This is a genomic window from Parafrankia irregularis, from assembly GCF_001536285.1.
Taxonomy (GTDB): Bacteria; Actinomycetota; Actinomycetes; order Frankiales; family Frankiaceae; genus Parafrankia; species Parafrankia irregularis.
Genome location: NZ_FAOZ01000003.1, coordinates 333,113 through 355,276, shown reverse-complemented (window position 1 = coordinate 355,276; position 22,164 = coordinate 333,113). Strand labels below are relative to the sequence as shown.

At 70.9% G+C, this 22,164-nt stretch carries 15 protein-coding genes; 13 read left to right on the top strand and 2 right to left on the bottom strand.

Annotation, left to right across the window (positions count from 1 at the left end; all coding sequences use genetic code 11):
• The first annotated feature begins 370 nt into the window (after positions 1 to 370).
• From AWX74_RS06420 to AWX74_RS06370, 11 genes are all read left to right on the top strand, one after another.
• Positions 371 to 1,414, top strand: a complete 1,044-nt coding sequence (locus tag AWX74_RS06420; protein ID WP_091272614.1) for an alcohol dehydrogenase catalytic domain-containing protein — start codon at positions 371 to 373, stop codon at positions 1,412 to 1,414.
• Entirely contained in the window at positions 1,411 to 2,499 is a 1,089-nt protein-coding gene (locus AWX74_RS06415; RefSeq protein WP_091272611.1) for a class I SAM-dependent methyltransferase, read from the top strand. The genes AWX74_RS06420 and AWX74_RS06415 overlap by 4 nt, the downstream gene beginning before the upstream one ends.
• Before the next feature lie 35 nt (positions 2,500 to 2,534).
• Positions 2,535 to 3,992, top strand: coding sequence for an amidohydrolase family protein (locus AWX74_RS06410; protein ID WP_091272948.1), 1,458 nt, complete (start codon positions 2,535 to 2,537; stop codon positions 3,990 to 3,992).
• A gap of 49 nt (positions 3,993 to 4,041) precedes the next feature.
• A complete protein-coding gene (locus AWX74_RS06405; RefSeq protein WP_226930859.1) occupies positions 4,042 to 5,265 on the top strand; it encodes an aromatic ring-hydroxylating oxygenase subunit alpha in 1,224 nt (407 codons plus the stop codon).
• The gene (locus tag AWX74_RS06400) at positions 5,262 to 6,392 is read left to right on the top strand and encodes an acetamidase/formamidase family protein (RefSeq protein ID WP_091272608.1); all 1,131 of its coding nucleotides are present in this window, start codon (positions 5,262 to 5,264) and stop codon (positions 6,390 to 6,392) included. The genes AWX74_RS06405 and AWX74_RS06400 overlap by 4 nt, the downstream gene beginning before the upstream one ends.
• Positions 6,393 to 6,572: 180 nt before the next feature.
• Entirely contained in the window at positions 6,573 to 7,679 is a 1,107-nt protein-coding gene (locus AWX74_RS06395; protein WP_242666108.1) for a class I SAM-dependent methyltransferase, read from the top strand.
• Positions 7,680 to 7,729: 50 nt separating this feature from the next.
• On the top strand, positions 7,730 to 8,989 hold the full coding sequence (locus AWX74_RS06390; RefSeq protein ID WP_091272602.1) for a CdaR family protein: 1,260 nt from the start codon (positions 7,730 to 7,732) through the stop codon (positions 8,987 to 8,989).
• Between the two features lie 140 nt (positions 8,990 to 9,129).
• The gene (locus tag AWX74_RS06385; RefSeq protein WP_165615487.1) at positions 9,130 to 10,137 is read left to right on the top strand and encodes a helix-turn-helix domain-containing protein; all 1,008 of its coding nucleotides are present in this window, start codon (positions 9,130 to 9,132) and stop codon (positions 10,135 to 10,137) included.
• Positions 10,138 to 10,363: 226 nt separating this feature from the next.
• The gene (locus tag AWX74_RS06380; protein WP_091272599.1) at positions 10,364 to 12,328 is read left to right on the top strand and encodes a hypothetical protein; all 1,965 of its coding nucleotides are present in this window, start codon (positions 10,364 to 10,366) and stop codon (positions 12,326 to 12,328) included.
• A gap of 9 nt (positions 12,329 to 12,337) precedes the next feature.
• A complete protein-coding gene (locus AWX74_RS06375) occupies positions 12,338 to 15,358 on the top strand; it encodes a helicase HerA domain-containing protein (RefSeq protein WP_091272597.1) in 3,021 nt (1,006 codons plus the stop codon).
• Positions 15,359 to 15,361: 3 nt separating this feature from the next.
• Positions 15,362 to 17,158: a hypothetical protein gene (locus AWX74_RS06370; protein ID WP_131799413.1), complete on the top strand. Its 1,797-nt coding sequence runs from the start codon at positions 15,362 to 15,364 to the stop codon at positions 17,156 to 17,158.
• Positions 17,159 to 17,620: 462 nt separating this feature from the next.
• Here AWX74_RS06370 and AWX74_RS06365 read toward each other — a convergent pair whose 3' ends face one another.
• Both AWX74_RS06365 and AWX74_RS06360 read right to left on the bottom strand, forming a co-directional pair.
• Positions 17,621 to 19,261 (bottom strand): GGDEF domain-containing protein, encoded by a 1,641-nt coding sequence (locus AWX74_RS06365; RefSeq protein ID WP_242666107.1) that lies wholly within the window; start codon positions 19,259 to 19,261, stop codon positions 17,621 to 17,623.
• 268 nt (positions 19,262 to 19,529) lie between these two features.
• Positions 19,530 to 20,072: a MarR family winged helix-turn-helix transcriptional regulator gene (locus AWX74_RS06360; protein ID WP_091272592.1), complete on the bottom strand. Its 543-nt coding sequence runs from the start codon at positions 20,070 to 20,072 to the stop codon at positions 19,530 to 19,532.
• A gap of 183 nt (positions 20,073 to 20,255) precedes the next feature.
• Between AWX74_RS06360 and AWX74_RS06355 the strand changes: the two genes are divergently transcribed.
• Entirely contained in the window at positions 20,256 to 21,326 is a 1,071-nt protein-coding gene (locus tag AWX74_RS06355; protein ID WP_091272591.1) for an alkene reductase, read from the top strand.
• Between the two features lie 104 nt (positions 21,327 to 21,430).
• Positions 21,431 to 22,129 carry a TIGR00266 family protein gene (locus AWX74_RS06350; RefSeq protein ID WP_091272588.1) on the top strand — a complete coding sequence of 233 codons (699 nt, stop codon included), beginning with the start codon at positions 21,431 to 21,433 and terminating at the stop codon, positions 22,127 to 22,129.
• Positions 22,130 to 22,164: the final 35 nt, after the last annotated feature.

The window sequence follows — 22,164 nt, the reverse complement described above, 5'->3', positions numbered from 1 at the left end:
TCCGTCCTGAGGTCGCGTCCTGATCCGTTCTGACCGCACGACGGCCGTGGACGGCCGGCACCTCGCCCCTCCTCGGCATCCCCTATCCCCTGGCCACGCCGGGCGACTGATCATGTCGCCCGGCGTGCTCCGTTTCGGGAGTGCTACGTCCGCTGTCCTGGCAGTTCCGGTGACCGTCGCCGAGCGGGCGGGTCCGACCAGCGTTTGTGCGCCCGGCACATCGGGCCTGACGCCGCCGGGACCTAGCGTCGGTGCCGGCGCGGGAAACGGCTCCGCCGAATCCCCGCCCGGCCGGCTCACCAGGGAAATGACCTGCACCGGCTCTGGTCGGCGGTGGCATGGACAACTGCCAGAACTACAGGAGGCGTGAGTGCGGGCGGTCGTACAGCACGGGTTCGGTGGCGTGGAGGTGCTCGCGGTCGAGACTGTTCCCGACCCTGTTCCGGGGGCCGGCGAGGTCGTCGTCCAGGTCGCGGCCTGCGGTCTGAACCACCTGGACGTCATGCAGCGCCGCGGTCCGGCGAAGATACCCGGGTTCGCGTCCCCGCATATCGCGGGAATGGATATCGCCGGCACGGTCGTGGCGGTCGGCCCGGCGGCCGGTGAGCTGCGCGAGGGCGACCGGGTGGTGGTCAATCCGGCGGTGCCGTGCTGGAAGTGCGAGACCTGCCTGCGGGGCAACGACGGTTTCTGCCCGGACACGCGGGTGCTCGGCGGCAACGCTCCCGGCGGCTACGCCGAATATGTGCTGGTCCCCGCGTTGAACGCACATCTCGTTCCCGATCATGTACCGCTGGCGGAGGCGGCGCTGCTGCCGACGATCTGGACGACGGCCTGGCACGCGCTGAGCCCGGTCGGTGGGCTTCGCGAAGGCGAGACGCTGCTGGTGCACGCCGCGGCCAGCGGGGTGAGCCTCGCCGCGGTGCAGCTCGCCAAGCAGCTCGGAGCGACCGTCATCGCGACCGCGAGCAGCGCCGACAAGCTGGCGTTCGCCGGCGGCATCGGCGCCGACCATCTGATCCTCGCCGGGGCGGACACACCATCCGAGCAGGTGGTGGGCGCGGTACGGGAGGCGACCGACGGCCGCGGTGTGGACATGGTGCTCGACCATGTCGGCCCGGCGACGTGGCCGGCGTCCCTGTTCAGCCTGGCGCCCCGCGGGCGGCTGGTGTTCGTCGGCGACACCTCCGGCGCCGAGGCGACGGTGCCGCTGGAATACAGCTTCCACTTCGGCCTGAAGCTGCTCGGCTCCGACCCGTACCCGGCCCGCGAGTTCGGCGAGGTGCTGGAGCGTTACTGGCGTGGCGGTCTGGTGACGCCGGTGGACGAGGAGTTCCCGCTCGCCGACGCCGCCGCGGCGCAGTCCCGCCTGGAGGAGCGCCGGGCCGTCGGCAAGGTGCTTCTCCGCCCATGACTGTCGAGCTGAGCGACCCGAGTGATCTGCGCGACCCGAGCTCGTCGACGGAGCTGGCCGCGGAGCCGGTCGTGCCCGGCCCGGCACCGGTCTGGGAGGTGATCCACGGCTTCACCCGGTACTGGGCGGTCGTCGCCGCGCTGGACCTGGGCCTGTTCGAACAACTGGCCGCAGGCCCGCAGCCGGCGTCCGCGCTGGCCGCCGCGGTGGACGTGGACGAGCACCGGACGGCGCTGCTCGCCGACACCCTGGTGGCACTCGGCCTGCTCACCCACGAGCCCGCCATCGGCTATCAGCTCGGTGCGGTCGCGGCCACATATCTGCTCGCCGGTGCGCCACGGACGATGGTGGCGCTCGTCCGCGGCGCACCAGGGCCTCACGAACGGTGGCCGGAGCTCGCCCAGACGCTGCGTCGCGGCGCGCCGGCGGTGCGGATCGAGGACGACCCGGGCGGCTTCTACCCGGCGTTGGCCAGGGCCACCGCTCCTGTGCAACGGCAGGTCGCCCGCGCGGTCGTCGACACGCTGAGCCCGATCGGGGCCGACCCGCTGGTGATCGATCTGGGCGCCGGCGCCGCACCGTGGACGCTGGCGTTCCTGACGGCGTGGCCGCGGGCCCACGCGCTCGCGGTGGAGCTGCCCGAGGTCGTCGCCGTGACCGAAGGGGCGATCGCCGTGGTGGGTGATGCCGCGGTCGACGCTGTGCGGGCCGGTGCCCGGGTGCGGGTGGTGGCGGGCGACTACCACCAGGTGGAGCTTCCGGACGCCGCCGCCGACGTCGTCGTCCTCGGCCATGTGCTGCGGGCCGAGTCCGTCGCGGGAGCGCGCCGGCTGGTGGCGCGGGCCGCGGCGGCGCTGCGGCCGGGCGGCACGCTGGTCGTCGCCGACTACCCGCGGCCGGAGGTGCCCGCCGCACCGTCCGCTCCGGCCCTGCTCATGGGCCTCACCATGCTCGCGTCAACCGGCGGCGACGGCGTTTTCCGGGTCGCCGACCTGCACGGCTGGATGCGGGCGGCGGGCCTGGAACCGGCCGCGACGCTCCAGCCGCTGCCCGGCCAGACCGTGATGACCGCCCGCCGCCCCTGACATCCCTCATCCACACCCAGGAACCGGAAGTGACGATGCCTCCCGAGGACCTCTCCCCAGCTGACTCCCCACCCGACTCCGTGCCCGCGGCGGCGCCGGCCGGCGCGCCTGTGCCGGTCGACACGATCATCGCCGGAGCGGTCGTGGTCACCATGGACGACGATCGCCGGGTCCTGCGGGACGGCGCGGTCGCGATCGCCGGTGACACGATCGCCGCCGTCGGTCCGACCGCCGAGATCCTCGCCGGGTACCGGGCCGCCGAGACCGTCGACGGACGTCGGTTCGTGCTGACGCCGGGCCTGGTGAACACGCACATCCACATCACCGGCGAGCCGCTGACCCGCGGCTACGTCCCGGATGACACGCCCTTCGAGGAGAACGTCTTCGCCTGGCTCTGCCCGCTCTACGCCGCCTACAACGAGCCGGAGGAGCGGCTGTCCGGCCAGCTCGCCGCCCTGGAGATGCTGCGCAGCGGCACCACCAGCTTCCTGGAGGCGGGCACGATCCGCTTCCTCGACGCCGTCGTCGACGGGCTCGCCGAGACCGGCATCCGTGGCCGGGTCGGCCGCTGGACCTGGGACCTGCCACCGGAGCCGGACGTCTACCGGCAGAACACCGACGACGCCATCAAGGGGCTGGTCGACGAGCTCGACCGGTTCGCCTCCGCCGCCGACGGGCGGATCGCCGCCTGGCCGATCCTCGTCGGCCACAACACCTGCAGCGACGAGCTGTGGCAGGCGGCGGCCGGGCTCGCCCGCGAGCGGGGCACCGGGCTGTCGTTCCACATGTCGCCGGCCGAGGTCGACCCGGCGTACTTCCTCGCCACCTACGGGCGCCGCCCGATGGAGCACCTCGCCGACCTCGGCGTGCTCGGGGACAACGTCATCCTCACCCATGCGGTGCACGTCGACGACGCCGAGATCGACCTGCTCGCGCGGACGGGGACGTCCGTCGCGCACTGCCCGACGACGGCGCTGAAGGTCTCCTACGGCGTGACGCGGATCGGGAGGTTCCCCGAGATGGCCGCCCGCGGGGTCAACGTCGCCATCGGCACCGACGGCAACAACGCCAGCAACTACTCCGACCTGATGCGCGCGACCTACCTGGTCGCCGGGCTGTTCAAGGACGGCCGCCAGGACCCGACGATGTTCCCCGCCGAGGAGGCGTTCGCGATGGCGACCGTCGGCGGTGCCCGCGGCCTCGGCCTGGCCGACGAGATCGGCGTGCTGGCGCCCGGACGCAGGGCCGACCTCGTCGCGCACGACACCGACCGCCCCGAATGGCGCCCGCTGCTCAACGTCGCCAACCAGCTGGTGTGGTCCGCCGACGGCCGCGGTGTGCACAGCGTGTGGGTCGACGGCCGCCGCGTGGTCGAGAACTACCACCACACGGTGATCGACGAGGAGGCGCTCTACGCCGCCGCGCAGGCGGCCGGAGAGGCGATCACGGCCCGCTCCGGACTGCCCGCGAAATCCCGCTGGACGCTGGTCTGACCGCCCGCCAGCAGCTCCGCCTCTGCATTCCGCCTATCAGGAAGACGCCATGACGGTACTCACCCCGCAGCTGCTGGAATCCTTCGCCGACTCCGTGCGGCCGACCGCACAGGCGGTCACGCTGCCACCTTCCGTCTATACCGACGCGGAGTTCTTCGCCTTTGAGAAGGATGCCGTCTTCGGCCAGGAATGGCTCTGCCTCGGCCGGGCGTCCGACGTGGCGAACCCGGGCGACTTCGTCAACGTCGACATCATCGGTGAACGGCTCACCATGGTCCACGGGCAGGACGGGCGGATCCGGGTGCTCTCCCCGGTCTGCCAGCACCGCGGAATGCTGGTGAGCGAGGGCAGCGGAAACTGCCGCGCCTTCAAATGCGCCTACCACCACTGGACGTACGGCCTCGACGGCAGGTTGGTCGGCGCCCGCGAGATGGGCCGCACGGAGGGCTTCGACCGTTCCCGGCACGGCCTGCCGTCACTGCCCGTCGAGCTGTGGCAGGGCTTCGTCTTCACCAGCCTGCGGGCCGACCCGTTGCCGCTGGCACCGAGGCTGGCGAAGCTCGACGCGCTGCTGGCGAACTTCGAACTCGAGCGGTGCGTCGCCCGGAACTCCTTCTCCAGTCCTTCCATGCCCTGGAACTGGAAGGTGATGTTCGAGAACTTCAACGACGGCTACCACGCGAGCCGGCTGCATGCCGGCGTGCACGACTTCTGCCCGAGTGACCGTTCGGAGTTCCTGCCCTACGACGACGATGACGCGGCGATCGCCCGTACGAACGGTTTTCTTCACCCCGACGGCGGTTTCAACGCGCTGCAGCGTGCGCTGCTGCCGGTCTTCCCGGGAATCACCGAGGAGGAGCGCTCCCGCGCGGCCTTCGCGCTCGTCCCGCCGACGCTGTGCATCGGTGTCGCGCCGGACCAGGCGTTCTATTTTCTGATCCGTCCGGTCGACGCCGGGCACATCGCGGTGGATGTGAACTACCTGTTCCATCCGGACGCGTTGCGCGACCGGCTCTTCGAGGAGAAGTACGAGCTTTCCAACGCCGGGGTCAACGGCATCGTCGCCCAGGACGTCGAGGCGACGACCGGCGTCCAGCAGGGGCTGACCAGCCGGTTCGCCCCGCGCGGGCGCTACTCGTACCTGGAGGAGGCGCAGGCGCAGTTCAACCGCTGGCTGGTCCGCCGCTACACCGCGCACTGGCCGGGCGCCGACCGTGCCCCGGTTCCCACGGCGGCATCCGCCGCGGCGAACAAGATCGAGGTGGCGGCATGACGACCCTGAGCACGGGCCCGGCGGCCGCGGGCATCGACGGCGCCGCGTACCTGCCCTCGACGCCGGACACCGTCCGCTGGGGCTGGCTGCCCAATGCCGAATCGGCGCCTGTCCTGAGGGTCGCGCCGGGAAGCGCGGTCATCATCGACACGGTCAGCCATGAGGGGATCATGGAGGACCAGGGCCGGGACCCGCTGGCGTATTTCGGCGCGCACGGCGCGCGGCCGGACGAGGTGCCAGCCGACCAGGTGGCGATCGCCGCGTCCGGTATCGTGCACGACTTCGACGCCGGGCCACATGTCGTGACCGGCCCCATCCAGGTCGACGGGGCGGTGGCCGGGGACCTGCTGCGGGTCCGGGTGGTCGGCCTCGACCTGCGCGCCCCGTTCGGTGTGATCAGCAACCGGCATGGGCTCGGCTGCCTGGCCGGCGAGTTCCCGGAGGGCACCGTCCGCCACCCGGACGCCGACGTGGCCCATCCCGACCGCTACGGCTCGGTGTGCACGTTCGTCCGGACCCGTCGCTCCGGCGGCCTCGACTACGGGGTGCTGCCGTTCGGCAACCCGGGCCTGCCCGGCGCGGAGGCGGTGTTCCCGCTGGCCCCGTTCCTCGGCGTGATGGGAGTCGCGCCGAACGTCACCGAACCGGTGCCGTCGGTGCCGCCGGGCGGTCACGGGGGCAACGTCGACGTGGCGATGCTCGGCGCCGGCAGTACGTTCTACCTGCCCGTCCAGGTCGACGGTGGGCTGTTCTACGTCGGTGACCCGCACTACGCGCAGGGCGACGGCGAGGTCGCGCTCACCGCGCTGGAGGCGCCGCTGCGCGCCACGGTGGTGCTGGACGTCCTGCGCGGCGCCGAGGCCGACCGGGTCGTCGGTGTGCTGCGCGAGCCCTTCGGTGAGACGGACGCCTACTGGCTGCCGCTCGGCATGGACCGCGACCTCGACGAAGCGATGCGCAAGGCGACCCGGGCCGCTGTCGCGTTCCTGTCGACGCGGATGGGGATGAGCCGCGCCGCCGCGATGGCGTATCTGTCCGCCGCCGGGGACTTCGCGGTCAGCCAGGTCGTCGACGACGTCAAGGGCGTCCACTGCAAGATCCGTAAGAGCGACTTCCCGGCGGTGTGAGCTTCTGCCCGAAGCCGTGGCCGGCGCGGCCGCAGCCTCCGCCGCGGCCGGGCGGCTGTTTTCGCCGCCGCCGCGGGCTGCGGCGGAAACGGTTCGATCCCGTGCATACGATGCCTGGGCTGTCGTTCCCGCCGTGCCGCCCGCGGGTGAATCCGGCCTGACCAGGTCCGGCGAGGCCTGGTGGTGACCCCCGGAGGGCATGTGGTGGAGCAGGTGGGAGCGCACGCGGCGTGGGCCGAGGCCGGCCCGGACCTGGAGGGGACGCTCTTCCCCGCCGGCCCGCCGCTGCCGATCTGGGAGGTCATCGCCGGCTACACCCGCTACTGGGCGGTCGTCGCCGCGCTCGACCTGGGTGTCTTCGAGGCGCTCGCGGACGGGCCCGGCGGGGTGGACGAGCTCGCGGCGCGCACCGAGGTCGCGCCGACGCGGCTCGTCGTCGTCCTGGACTACCTGGTCGCCGCCGGCCTGCTGGAGGCCGCCGGGGAGCGTCGTTTCGCGCTCACCCCGGCGGCGCGGTGCTTCCTGCTGCGCGGCTCCGACCTGTCCATGGCCGACATGCTGCGCTTCTCGCCCGGTCCGACGTCCGCCTGGCCGGAACTGTCGGCCACCCTGCGGCGCGGCCGGCCGACCCGCACCGTCGAGGACGACGCCGGCCTGTTCTACGGGAGGCTCGCCCAGGCGAGCGCACCCACCCAGCGGGCGGTCGCCGCCGCCGTCGCCGCCGACCTGCCCGATCCCGGCCCGGACGCGCTGGTGCTCGACCTCGGCGCCGGCGCCGCTCCGTGGGCGATCGGAATGCTGCAGGTCTGGCCGCGGGCGCGCGCTCTGGCCGTCGACCTGCCGTCGATCATTCCGTTCGCGCAGGCCGCGGCAGCCACCCACGGCGTGGCCGACCGTCTCGAGGTGCAGGCCGGCAGCTATCTGGACGCCGTCCTGCCCGTCGGGGAGGCGGCCGTGGTGACCATCGGGCACGTCCTCGGGCTGCAGTCCGCCGACCTGGCCAAGGCGCTGTTGCTGCGGGCCAGGGGAGCGATGCGCCCCGGCGGCTTCGTCGTGATCTCCGACTACTACCGCCCGGCGCGGCCTCCGACCGGCCGCGACCTTGAGGCCGCGCTGCCGCAGTCGATGGCGTTGACCCTGCTGGCGAACACCTGGGAGGCCGAGGTGATCGAGCTGCCGGTGCTGATGTCGTGGCTGGCCGAGGTGGGCCTGGTGCCCTGGGCTGTCCGTTCGCTGCTGCCCGGCCAACTGGCCGTCATCGCCACCGAGCCACCGGGGGCATGGTAGCCGTGCCCCCGGCGGCTTCCGTGCATACAGCATCCGTGCATACAGCATCCGTGCATACAGCTTCCGTGCATGCGGCTCCGGATCTGGCCGGGCTGGAAGCCGACCTCGTCGAGGCGGCCTTCGACGGCGCGGGATGGGGCACCCTGCTCGGCCTGCTCGCCACCGCCACAGGCCGGGAGTTCCGGCTGCTCGACCTGACCGGAGCGCTGCTGGCCGCCTCCGAGCCGTCGACCCCGCGGGGGCCGACCGCGGGCAGCTCCGCCGTCGCACTGGCCGCCCTGCTGGTCCGTCCCGCGCTCGGCCCGGCCGCCGTCAGGTGCCGGGACGGCTGGTGCGGGCACGGCGGCCCGGTGCGCATCGGACAGCGCTACCTGGGCGCGCTCCTGCTCGACGCCGACCAGGCGTACGCCGATCGGCTGGTCGAGGCCGCCGCCACGGCGCTTGCCATCGTGGCGCTGCGGCGCGACGCCCACGCCGCCGGCCTCGCCCGCGGGGTCGATGTGGTGATCGACGACCTGCGGCATGGCGCGATCGGGCCGGCAGCCGAGTTCGTCCGCGTCGCGGAGAGCGCCGGGCTGGACGTCCGCATCCCCCACGCGGGTGCGGCACTGTGGCACCGCGGCAGTGACCAGGACGCCTGGGCGAAGGCCTGTGAGGTGATCGGCTTCCCGGTGCTGCGCGACCGTGACCGGGCATGGACGCTGCTGTCCGGTGACGTGCCGGCCGAGCTCGGCCGGCTGACGCGGCACCTCGCCTTCCAGCTCGGCTCACCGGGCGCGGTTCTCGCCGCCGCGGGACCGGTGGTGCCGGGCGACCCGGTCGACCCGTCGGAGACCGCCACCTCCTTCGGCGCGGCGGACGCGGTCCTGGCCCTGCTGCGAGCCGGCCACGCGCAGGCCGGCGACCCCGTACGGGACGGCACCCCAGCGCGGGGCGGCGCCTCAGCGCCGGACGACCGTTCGCGTACCGGCGACCCCGAGCGGACGTCGTTGCTCTTCGACGACCTGGGCCTGGAACGGCTGCTCGTCGGCATCCCGCCGCAGCGCCTGAGGGCTTTCGCCGAGCGGACACTGGCCGGCCTGGCCCCCGCGGATGTCGATCTGCTGCACGCGTGGCTGGAGACGGACGGCAGCGTCGACGCCACCGCCGCGCGCCTGGGAGCTTCACCTGCCCGGATGCGCCGCCGCCTGCCCGCGCTGGTGGCGGGCCTGGCCGGCCCGGTCGCGGCGATCGCGGTCGGGCGCCTGACCGATCTGCACGCGGCCACCCTCGCCCGCCGGTTCGTCGCATTGTCCAGCGCTGGGAGCTGATCCGATCCACCGGCAGCCGTCCATACCTTACATCACCGGCTGCGCCGTACTTCCGCGTCCAAACGGGCTTCAGCCGTAAGATCGTACGAACTGTCTGTCATACTTCGTCTTTGCGGATCGGTAAACGAGTGTCTGAACCTGTGTCCCAGAATCTGCCCCTGGTGCGGGACCCCGTAACGACCCTGTCCACTGACATCGTTCCGACCCGGGAACGGTTCGAGTGGTGGATGCATCGAATGTGTCAGGATATCATGCCCACCGCGGCGACCAGTGATTATGCTGATTGTTTCCGCGGGAAAATCAACGTGTTCGATCTGGCTGGTGGAGCCGTAACGACACTCACGTTCTCGCCGCTGTCGGGCCGTCGGAGCCCCGCCCTCATCCGGAGCTACGACCCGGAGGACTACTACCTGTTCATGGTCCACGGCAGCCCAATCAGAGTGGAACAATCCGGCAATGTCACATGTCTCGAGTCCGGAGGCATCGCACTGTTCGACACGTCCCACCCCCTGGCGGCCGATTTCCTGGACCACGGTCGCCAGAAACGTGTGACGCTGATGCGGCTGCCCAGAGCCTCCCTGCCGTTGTCGGGCGACGCGGCGGACCGGCTGCTGGGCAGTGCTCTCCTCGTGCGGAGCCAGACGGGAGCGCTGCTAGGCCAGTTCCTGTCCGGCTTCCGGGAGGAGACCGCCGCGCCTGGCTCGACTGAACTGCATCGGTTGGGCCGCATCGGCTTCGATCTGGCCAGCACCTTCCTCGCGAGTCACCTGGGCGCGCAGCGCACGCTGCCGGTGGAAACCCGTGAGCAGGTGCTGCGGGCACGCATCGACACCTTCATCGACCACAACCTCGGTGACCGAGAACTGCGGCCAGCCACCATTGCCGCAGCCCATCACATATCCGTGCGCACGCTGCACCAGCTGTTCCAGGGGCAGCCCGAGACGGTCGGCGCGATGGTTCGACGCCGCCGCCTCGAGCGCTGCAAAGATGATCTTCTGAATCCCCGGTTGGGACACCTCACAATCGGCGATATCTCCGCCCGGTGGGGATTCCGCCATCCCGCGGACTTCAGCCGCGCCTTCCGGGCCGCCTACGGCGCCCCACCCAGGGATCTCAGGCGCGCGGAATCTCGCGACCTGGACGCCTGAGCCGTGCGCTGTTTCCCAAACTTCTCCGCGCTCTGTGCCAACGACTCGGGGACGTGAGGCGTGGAACAGTGAACGCTCGGTAGGGGCCACCGGGGCTCCACCGGGGTGGAGGAACGGTTGGCATCGCTGACGCGAGCACGGCCTGCGTGGCCACGGCATTCCGACCGCCAGCACGGATCCGCCCCATACCGACATCGGCAGCCCCGGTGAGGCCGACGGTGGCGACGTGAACACGGCGACCGAGCTTGTCCGGTTGCTGTTCATCCCGCGCGAGCGCTGGGGCTGGGAGTTCGTGCCGCCGGCACCGCCCGCGCCGGCCCCGGAGCTGCACCGCCCGCCGATCTGGCAGCCGCCTTCGCCGCCGGACGTGTCCGACCTCCAACGCACGCAGGAGCAGACATCCTTCGGCCCCTGGATGCTGATAGGTGGTCTCTTCGGGCTGTGGTCGCTCGCCGGTTTCTACGAGCGTGATCAGGCTCCCGCCGTTCTCCTTCTGACCATCGGCGTCTTCATCGCCTCAATCCCGTTCATCCGGGTTTCGATCCTCCATCGCCGCGTCATCGATGCGAACGCACAGGCGTCTGCGGAGTTCATGCACTATGAGCGCTCCTACCAGGTCCTGACGGTGCAGTGGCGGCAACGCCTGTACGCACATGACCAGGCCGAGGCGGAGCGGATCGAGCGGGCGACGCTGTACTTCCCCCTCGACGCCGTCGGAGCCCCGAGAATCGACGTCCTTGGTGGAACAACGGCGGGTTGGAGCAGTCTTCTCGCCACCTGTGGTGCGTCCCTTCTGGGGTCGGGTCGCGGTATCCTGCTGATCGACCTGACCGAGCGAGGCGTGGCCGACGAGCTCGTCTCGCTGGCCGGCCACGCGGGTGTTCCGGCGGACGTCCACGAACTTCCCGCCGCGTTGGAGCAGGTCGGGACGCTCGACGGTCTCGATGCCAACGAGGTCGCCGATCTGATCGCGGACGCCATCGACGCCGAGCGCCGCGACGGCGGTGAGCCGACGCTTCGGGTCATCGACGCCGACATCCTCAGGACCGTCACCACAAGGCTCGCGCCGCCTTTCTCCTTCGCGCGTCTCGCCGCCGCGCTGCGCGTGCTGGACAACCACGAGGACGCACTCCACACGGGGCTGCTCGCCACCGCGGAGATCGCCGCGCTGCAGCAGCGCATGCACGGTCTCGCCCAGCGGGACCGGGTCGCCGATCAGATCCGCTTCCTGCGCACCGAGCTCGACCACTTCGCGGAACAGCCGACCCCTGGCCCGGCGCCCCGGCGTCCGGCAGGTGACCCGGGCTGGTGGCCCGACCGGCATCTGCGGGTGCTCGCCACCTCGAGCCGTGGGGTGTCGGCCCGTCACAAGTCGCTCGTCGACCGGATCGTTGTCCAGGCGGTTCTCGCGCGGATGCGTCAACGGTCATCTATGACCAGCCGCCCGGTCCTCGTCGTCGCCGGCGCCGACCGTGTCGGCCGCACCGCCCTCGACGCACTCGTCCGGCATGCCGAGCTGACCCAGGTCCGTCTGGTCCTGATGTTCGAGCGGCTCGCCGACGACGCCGAACGCCTGCTCGGCACCCACGGGGGGGCTGCCGTGATCATGCGTCTCGGTAACGCGCGGGAGGCCGGCGTCGCGGCCGACTTCATCGGCAGGGGCTACCGGTTCACGCTCTCCCAGCTCACCGAGCAGATCGGCCGCAGCCTTGCCGACGGTGTGAGCTCCAGCCACGGAGAGCAGGTCGGAGAGTCGGTGTCGGAAGGCCGCAGCTCGGGCTACGGACTGCACTCGACGGACAGCCGGAACTCCTCGGTGAGCAGTTCGTTCTCCGAAACCTGGCAGCGTACGCGGAGCTTCACCGAGACGACTTCTCGTAACGACGGTTCCACCTACCAGCGGGTGCACGAGTACACCGTCGAACCGACCGTGCTGCAGAGCCTGCCTGCGACGGCGTTCGTCCTCGTCGGAACCGTGGACGGCCCGGGCCGGGTACGCAGCGGAGACTGCAATCCGGGCACCGTGCTGCTCCCCAAGGTCGCGGACGTGAACCGCGTGCCCGAGGGCGCGCCAGGACCAGCTGTGCCGGGACACGGCGGGCCCGGGCGCGCTTACCCTCCGCCGCACGCCTACCCGCTTCCATCCGCGCAACCGGCGTGGCAGGGGCAGCCGCCCGGGTATGCCGGCTGAGGCGATGCGATGAACGCGGTGGACCTGCACGGTCTCCGATTCCACCGGCTGATCTCGGTACCCCGCCCACCGGAGGACGGCCAGCCTGACGAGACACCGACACAGCTGTGCGCGGCGCTCGTCGCGGCGCACGCCGCGCTGGTCGCCGGGGCGGCGCCAGGGGCGATGATCGCGGTGGCGTGGCTACGCCGGCCCGGCGACCCACACACCTGGTTCCTCGTCGGCGGATACCCGGGGTTCCCACCCGCCGCGCGCGGAACGTCCACGGCCGGGTCGCCAGAGCGGACCACCGGTGAGCCGGAACCCGTGCTCTATCCGCCTGGTGGCAAGGCCGTCGCGATCGAGACAGCCGCGGTCGTCACCGCGCTCGGCGCTTTCCCGGTGTGGCAGCGTTGCACCGGCATCTCGGACGCGCTGTGGTCGCGGCCCGCGCATGCCCCCGCGGCGAGCGGAAGGGCGCAGCGTCGCGGCTCGTTCGACGACCACGTCGCACACCTGCCGGGCGCCTACGCCTGGCTGGTTCTCGCCACGCCCGTGTCACCGAGGTCCGTCGAGGCCGAGAGCGCGGACCTGCTCCGATCGATCCCCTTCCTGCAGCAGCGGGACCGGGACGCGCAGGCCCGCGTGGAACTCGAACGCAGCGACGCCCGCTACCGCGAGCTGACCCGCGCGGCCGCGAGCGGCATGTGGGAGGTGCGGGTACTCGCCGGCGGCGCGGACCCGGTCGACGCCCGCCTGACCGCGGCGCTTCTGTGCGGCACGAGCGACCTCGACGACCTGCCGTACGTGCTGACTCCGTCACCGGAGCCGCCGGAACCGCTCACCGTCGCGCTCGAGGCTCAGACCGCCCCTCGGTATCCGTTCCGGGCAAGTGCGGAGCTGCTCGCGGCGATCGCGCGGCCACCCCGGCGGGAGCTTCCCGGTATCACTCTGGTCGCCCCGCACACGTTCGACGTCACGCCCGAGGGCGCCCTTCGGCACCTCGCCGCAGCCGAACCGCCGAACCGCACGGACGACTCCGCGGGTGGCGACATCCACCTCGGCGAGGTGCTCGACGCCGGATGGACGCCCGCCGGGCCGCTGGCCGTCAGCCGGGCGACGTTGAACCGGCATGCCTTCGTCTGCGGGGCGACCGGCTCGGGGAAATCCCAGACGGTTCGCTCCCTGCTGGAGGCCCTCTCCACCGCACCCGACCCGGTTCCGTGGATGGTGCTCGAACCGGCGAAGGCGGAGTACGCGCGGATGGCCGGACGGCTCACGGGCCACGACGTGCTGGTGATCCGGCCAGGCCGGATCGACGCGGCACCCGCGGCGCTCAACCCCCTGGAGCCCGAGCCCGGGTTCCCGCTGCAGAGCCACATCGACCTGGTCCGGGCACTCTTCCTGGCGGCGTTCGAGTCTCACGAGCCATTCCCGCAGGTGCTGGCGCGGGCGTTGACCGTCTGCTACTCCGATGCCGGTTGGGACCTGGTCGCCAGCCGGATGCGTCCAGCTCACCGGCCGCGAATGTACGACGACGAGGAGCTGCGGCCCGCCCGGCCGCGCTACCCGACGCTCGGCGACCTGCAGCGCACCGCGTCGCGGGTGGTCGAGCGGATCGGTTACGGAACGCAGGTCACCGCGGACGTCCGGGGCTTCGTCGACGTCCGGATCGGCTCGCTGCGGGAGGGAACACCCGGTCGGTTCTTCGAGGGCGGGCACCCGCTGGACATCGGCGCGCTCCTCACCCGCAACGTGGTCTTCGAACTGGAGGACATCACCAACGACCAGGACAAGGCGTTCCTGCTCGGCGCCGTGCTGGTCCGCATCGTCGAGCATCTGCGTGTCCGGCACGCCGGCGGCGCGGCGGCCGGCGATGAGGCGGACCGGCTGCGGCACCTGCTGGTCGTCGAGGAGGCCCACCGCCTGCTGCGCAATGTCGACCACGGGCCTGCCGCAGCTGCCGTCGAGCTCTTCGCGTCACTGCTCGCCGAGATCCGTGCCTACGGCGAGGGCGTCCTGGTCGTCGAGCAGATTCCCGCCAAGATCGTCCCGGACGTGCTGAAGAACACCGCGCTGAAGGTCATGCACCGGCTCCCGTCGGCCGATGACCGCGCCGCCGTCGGCGCGACCATGAACCTCCAGCGCCCCCAGTCGGAGCTGGTCGTCGCGCTGCCGGCCGGCGTGGCCGCCGTCACCGTGGACGGGATGGACCGGCCGGTGCTCACCCGGATGACGCCCGGCTCCGACCGGGAATCCGCCGCGGGCGCACGCCACGACGGCGTCCCGCTGGCGGGTCGGCGCAGCCAGCTGTGTGGAGCTGACTGCCGCCAGCGGGCCTGCACCCTCGCGGAAGTGAACGACGCGGCACACCTCGCAGCCGAACCCGACCTGCTCATCTGGGTCGAAGCCGTCGCGGCCCACCAGATGATCGGGCTCGCGCACCTCCTGAAACTCCCTGCACCCGCCCCGTCGGCGGAGCTGCGCACCCGGCTGGCGTCGCTGCCACCCCGAAGCCTCGACTGTGCGCTGGCCCATGCGGTGGACCGCGCCGTCTCGGCCCGCGCGAGCGCGCTGCGACCGTTCGTCGACCCGGACGACACAGCCGACCGCCTCTCGGACACCCTGCACCGACTCTCCGCAGGTCTCCCTGCCGTCACCGGGGACACGCGCCAGTGGACCGCGGGGAAGTACCGCTGGCAGGACGTGCGACGCGCGCTTGTCCGCGCCTCCAGCGAGCCCTGGGCGACCACCAGACCACATCCCGACACGCCTGACTGGCGCCGCCGCGGCCTCCTGCTCGTCGGCGCGACGGTCGTCGAGCAGCTGAGGGAACTCCAGGAACATCCTGCCAACGCCGCAGGCCAGGACGCCGTCAGCCTCGGCGACATCGAGGTCAGCGGACTCCTCCCAGCGTTACGACAGCTCGTCGGCGGCACCACACCCCACCACCTACGCGCCGCACTGCGCTCGGCATGCGCGGGACCGGGGCTCGCGAAACTCGGCAACCAGATCGCTGACCTGGTGGAACGGCAGAACAGGAGCACCTGACCCATGCCCGTCGATGGAGCAGCCGATTCTGCTGATATCCCTCCACCGCCCCCACCGCCCACCGATTCCGCCGCCGAAGCCAAGGCCCAAGACCTCGACGGCAACGAACCCGCATCCGCCGACCTCACCCCATCATCCGGCGCCTCAAATCTCGAAGGGCCGTCGGATGGTGTTGCTGCGGATAAGTTCGATGATTTGGATCGCGAAACTGACGGGCCTGACGAGTTCGATGACGGCTCTGGTTCGAACGGGCCGTCGGATCGTGATACTGCGGATAAGCTCGACGATCTGGACCGCGAAACTGACGAGCCTGACGAAGCCAACCCGCTAGGTGAATCCGACCAGGTCACCGAAGCGGACAACGCATCGTCCGTCGAAGCGGACAGTGCTCAGGCCGCTGATTCTGGTGACGCCATGCCACCATCGGACGGCTCGCGCGACGACCGCTCGACACAGGACGCGACCGAACACAAGGCCGCCGCCCTCAACGACGAACCGTCGCTGAACGAGGACGACGAGATTCCGCGGCAGCCCGATGACGAGGGGAGCCATGCGGACAGCGAGATCCCAGACCGCCAACCGGGCGACGCAGACCACCACGAGTCGGATCATCTCGACGAGATTCCGGACCGGACAGCCGCTCCTGACGTGAGCAGGACGCCGGAACGCCTGGCGGAGGAGCGCTTGGGCGAGGAGGATCCTGCGCGGGAAGAACTGCCTCCCGAGGCTGAGCAGGGGGAAGCGGACACCGTCGCCGACCCGCTGGAGACCCAAAGCGCCGAACCAGTCAGCGCGGACACCGACCTCGACAGGACCGACCAGAACCCCGTCAGAGGCGACGACGAGAAGACCGTCGACAACAACGAGATCGCCAATCACGCGGAACCGACAGACACCGACATCTCGGACCCGGCTACCGATGCGCTGGGAATCGGGGAGCCGGCTACCGAGCCATCCAGCGAAGCCGCCGACGGCTCCGCCGCCAGGGACGTCACTGAAGAGCTGGCCGAGACGATCATCAGTGCGGCAGAAATGCTCCTCGAAGGGGCCGAGACGATCTCCAGTGCGGCAGGCGCCTTCTTCGACGGCCCCGCCGTAACACCAGCCGAGACACCAACTGAAACGACGCCTGATATCCCCGCCCAGTCGATACCCGGCGCAGCGCTGGTCGATGGAGGCGCGCGCGGCGGTCAGGGTGGAGACGCTCGGGAAGAAGCGGACACCACTGGGCAGGCCGGCCCGGGTACCGAGCACGGCGACGTCCCCTCGGGAACTGGCAGCGACGAGGGAAACGCCCCCTCCGAAAGCACGGCGCACTCCCGGACTGACGCGGTTGGGTCAGGTGCCAACGACGACGGCGAATCCGACCCCGCAGGCGACGGTGACCCTGTCGATCCTGGTGACAGCAACAACGGACCGGACGATGACGGGGCGCCAGTACGAGAAGGTGAGGAGTCAGCGCGGGACCGAACGCCGGACGGCGACCGTCAGGAACGACCGGACGTGGACGAGAACCGCCAAGATGATCACTCTTCCCACCGGAGAGATGGATCTGACGATGACGACGGAGGTTCCGGTACAGACGCCGATTCTGTGGATGGCCTTTCGGACGACGAAATCGAGCTGGATGTGGCACGCGCCGATCGCAACCGTACCGCCGCTGAACTTGCCGCTGAGCTTGGCACGGCTATGAGCCGGTTCGACGGGCTCCCCCTCGCTAGTTTGATCAAAGAAGCCATGAATCATGGACCCTACTTTGAAGCGTTGGCGATCCGGTTGAAGAACTGGTTCGGGAGATAGGTATCGGATGTGCGCGCCGACGTCGGCGAGATCCAAGGTAAACGAGCTGGTTGGCGACGGAAAGCCGGACGGTGAGTTCCGCAGTTGTAGCTACCACCCCCACGATTAGCACCAGTTACTTTCTCTGCGCATAGCCACTGGAACAGCGCTGGTTTCCGGTGGGCGTGGCAGTATGTAGTGCCACCCGGAACCGCCGCGACGGCCGCCCGACGCTTCAGGCCGGAGAGTTCGGTAGGGCGGCGAAACGCGGACGCGTTGTTCGCGGCATTCAGCTCCTTCCGTTCGGCGATTCCACCAGGTCGGCGAGCAGGTCGAGCCCGGGCCCCGAGCACGCCGCGTGCGGTGCGCGGGTGAGAGGGTGTGGTGCCGCTGGCCAGGCTGATGTCCCGCGGAGACAGCTCCACCGGCCGGCGGGAAGGCCCGGATGCCGCGTCCCCCCGAAACAAACGTGCCATCCGACGGTCAGTTGGGCGTCCAGTGGATCTGCGGCGGGTCGCGGCCGGGGTGGACTCCCAGGCGGCCGTTGTAGATGACGAGTTTGGTGGTGTCGGCGCGTTTCGCCGCGTACATCGCGAGGTCGGCCTGGTGGAGCAGGCTGTCGGGGGTCATCGGCCTGGTGTCGGGGTCGAGGGTGACGAGCCCGAGGCTGGCGCGTGGCTGGAACGTCTGGCCCGCGAGCTGGCATGGTGTCTGCACCGTGGCCGCGAGTCGCTGGGCCACGCGGACCGGATCGTCTGGGCCGGAGCCGTCGAGGATGACGGCGAACTCGTCGCCGCCGAGCCGGGCGACCAGGTCGTTCGCGCGGGTTCCGGCCCTCAGTCTGCCTGCGGTGATCTTGAGGAGTTCGTCGCCGATGGCGTGCCCGAAGGTGTCGTTGACCCGCTTGAACTGGTCCAGGTCGACGAACAGGACGGACACGGCGGCCTGTCCGCCGGTGGCCGTGTCGTCGCCGCGCGGCTCGACGCCGGGGTCGACCTCGTGCCGCAGGCGTCGGGCGAACAGCGCCCGGTTGGCCAGTCCGGTCAGGGGGTCGTGGAACGCCTGATAGTTCAGCTGTTTCTCCCGTTCTCTCACCTCTACGAGGAGACGGGTGTTCTCGGCGAGAGTGATCATCTGGCGGGTGAACGCCAGGACCAGCAGTGACACCGCGCCATATGCCTCGACCGGGTCGAGCGGACCGCCCGCGACCAGCTTGCCGACAGGCACCAGGCCGGCCGCCGCGAGCACGGCGTACGGCAGGGCGGTATGCACCCACATCGCCCGCGGACCGGGCTCGGCGGTGGTGTTCCGATCCACAGCCGCGCTGGCCGGTGCCAGCGCGGCGAGGGTAATCAGCTGGAGCGAGACGATGAGCGGCAGCAGGCTCCACGCTGGCAGGTCGTAGTCACCGTGGGCGTAGCGGTAGACGTAGATGCTGTTCGTGAGGGCGTACCCGAGCAGGCCGCCGCCGAGCAGCGCCAGGGTCGCCGGGGACCGTGGCCGGCGGAAGGCGGCGATGAGCAGCACGGCAGTCACGAGGACGAGCACCGTCAGCTGGTGGACGAGCGCGGCGAGAAGCTGGGCGGGGTCGGGCGCGCTTGCCCGGACGATCGCCGCCAGCGACGTCCCCCATTCGAACAGGAGGGCCGAACCGACGATCAGGAGGCTGTCCAGCACGACGATCACATGCCATCGGTCCAGGCCACCGTCTCGCCCGCGCGCGCTCCGGCCCTCGACCGGATCGGCGGGCAGGTACAGCAGCCCGGCCAGTGCCAGTCCGTAGAAGACGATCAGGCCGAGAAGCGTCGAGGTCGTGGCGGACCTGATCGTGTCGCCATTCAGGAAGGTCACCGCGGTCAGGAGGGCACCTCCCGCGAGACCGGCCGCGAACATGCCGATGAGCACCCGCCATCGCCGATCGTCCGCCGCGGCGTGCCGGGCACTCCGGAAGCAGGCCGACGCGGCGGTGATCTCGGAGACGAACGCGATGATCGTCGTGGCGATCTGTGCCGGCCTCGGGGCCACCATTGCCGCGGACAGGGCCGCCAGCCCGACGAGCAGCGTGCAGCCCACCAGCGCGTGGCGAAAAGGCGGGGGTAGGCCGGACCATCTGGCCGAGCGCACAGGATCCGACGGGGCACCCCGGACTGCTCGGAGCCCCGCCACCACCACTACCTCCACGCCATCTCGACGAGCCACTCGGCTGCGCGCTGGTCGACGCGGCAGGCCGCGAGCGTCCCGCCCTCGACGGACGGCGGCGCCACCCGTTGGCCTGCCCGGCTCCTGTCGCCGACACACAATGATCAGAGGGGATCGCGTCGCTGGTGGTGTCGCCCGGGTCGAGGGGCGGCGTGCCCCCGATGCACTCCAGGGGCGGTTGTGGGTGGGCCTGTCAGTCGTCGCCCCGGCATTCGCCGGGCAGGTGACGCGCGGCCGTTGGGGTGGGCAGGCAGTCGATCTCGGACGGAACGCAGGTGGCGTCTCGGCGGGGGAGGGGCTGGTAGCCGTCCACAGCGTCGTCGAGGAGGCGTTCGAGGAGCGGGGCGAGGGCCGCGCGCTCGGAGTCCGTCAGGCGACGGAGGATGATGTTGCGCTCGGCGACGGCGGTGGCGATCTGGTTGCGTAGTGCCAGGCCGGCGTCGGTCAGCGCGAGCAGCTTGACGCGCCGGTCCTCGCCGGGGACCCGGGTGACGAGTCCGCGCTCCTCCAGCTGGTCGGCCAGGCTGGTGATGTAGGAGCGGTCGCACCCCAGCTGGTCGGCGAGGTCCCGCATGGGGGCGGGGCTGGTGAGGCCGACGATCGCGCGGGCGAGATGCGCGGGCAGGCCGAACGAGGCCACCGTGCAGGCGAAGTCGGCCTTCGCGCGCTCGCCGATGTCGACAAGCATCTGCGCCAGGCGGCCTGCCTCGGCGAAGCGGGCCTCTCGATCAGTCACGCCCCCAGATTACTCGGCCGACTCCATGGTTGACCCAGTCATGCATTGGGGTACAGTGGCGGCGCAATACATGAGTGACTCAACGATCTGGTGGTGCGCGTATTCGTTGCGGCGCTGCCCGGCCGTGCATCACATGCGTAGCCCGTGGGTGACTCGACCCGAATCCGATGAGGAGCTCTTGCGATGGCCACCGCGTTCGACCCCTACCGCCTCGGCCGCATCGTCCTGTCCAACCGGATCGCCATGGCGCCGATGACGCGAAGCCGGGCGTTCGGCCCCGGCGGAACCCCGACCGAGCTGATGGCCACCTACTACGCACAGCGTGCGAGCGCCGGGCTGATCATCACCGAGGGTGTCCAGCCCTCGATCGTCGGCCAGGGCTATCCGGACACCCCGGGACTGCACTCGGATGAGCAGGTCGAGGCGTGGCGCACCGTCACCGACCGGGTCCACGAGGCCGGCGGGGCGATCTTCGCGCAGCTCATGCACGCCGGCCGCGTCGGCGACGCCACGCTGCTGCCCGGTGAGCTGACCCCGGTGGCGCCGTCGGCGGTCACGGCCACGGGGGAGATGTACACCCGCGAGGGGTTCAAGCCGTTCGGGACGCCGCGCGCACTGACCGAGACCGAGATCGTGCAGACGATCGAGGACTTCGCCCAGGCCGCCCGCAACGCGATCGCCGCCGGGTTCGACGGCGTCGAGCTGCACGGGGCCAACGGCTACCTGATCCACCAGTTCCTCTCCACCAACGCCAACCAGCGCACCGACGGCTGGGGCGGCTCGATCGAGGGGCGGATCCGTTTCGCGGTCGAGGTCACCGCCGCGGCCGTCGACGCGATCGGCGCCGACCGGGTCGGCCTGCGGATCTCGCCGGGGAACCCGCTGCACGACATCGCCGAGGACGACCTGGACCTGACCTACAAGAGCCTGGTGAGCGCCGTCGCCGGTCTGGGTGCGGTCTACCTGCACGTCATGGAGACCGCCGGGCAGCGCGATCTCACCACGAGCCTGCGCGCGCAGTGGCCCGGAACGTTCATCCTCAACCCGAACACCCTCCCGGAGTCGACCGGCCCGGCCGAGCTGGACCTCGTCCAGGACGGAACCGCGGATGTGATCTCCTACGGTGCCCTCTTCCTGGCGAACCCGGACCTGCCGGCGCGGCTGATTGCCGGCGGCCCGTTCAACGACCCGGACCGGAGCGGCTTCTTCGGTGGTGACCACCGCGGCTACACCGACTACCCGGCGATGACCTGACAGGGGCGTGCCCGGTACAGGCCCATTGCGTCACTTATATATTCGGCGGAGTAGCTGGTCGGTAAATACTGTTAATCGTATTTTCGAGGTCAGGTGGTGGCCGCATGCAGGTCGACATCCGGCACAGCCCGTCCTTCGCGGTCGCGCGCCTGGGCATGGCGCCCGGCGAGACGGTGCGGGCCGAGTCGGGCGCGATGATGGCCGTCGCGGACGCCGTCACCGTCGAATCGAGCACGGACGGCGGGCTGCTGAAAGGCCTCAGGCGCAGCGTGCTGGGCGGCGAGTCGCTTTTCATCACCCGGTTCACCGCCGGCGCGGAAGGCGGGTGGGTCGACGTTGCGGCGAACCTGCCCGGTGACGTCTGCGTCATCGACCTGGGCGATTCGGATACCGGTGCCGCCGGAGCGGTCAATCTGGCGCGTGGCGCGTGGCTGTCGTCGTCCGACGGCGTCGAGCTCGAGACGGCCTGGGGCGGATTCAAGAACCTGGCCGGCGGCGAGGGTGGCTTCCTTGTCCGGGCGACGGGTGCCGGAAAGATAGTCGCCTCATGCTACGGCGCGATCGACATCGTCGACCTCGCCGCCGGCACGCGGTTCGTTCTCGACTCGGGCCACCTGGTTGCGTTCGGCGACAGCGTCTTCTACACCACCCGTAAGATCAGTTCCAGTCTGATCCAGTCGCTCAAGTCCGGCGAGCGTCTCGTGTTCGAGTTCACCGGACCGGGACGGGTGTGGACGCAGTCGCGCAACCCGAAGGAACTGGTCGGTTGGCTGACCGCCAAGCTGCCGTTCAGCCGGAAATGACCGCACCGCCGCCGAAGGCGGTGCGGCCCGTGACA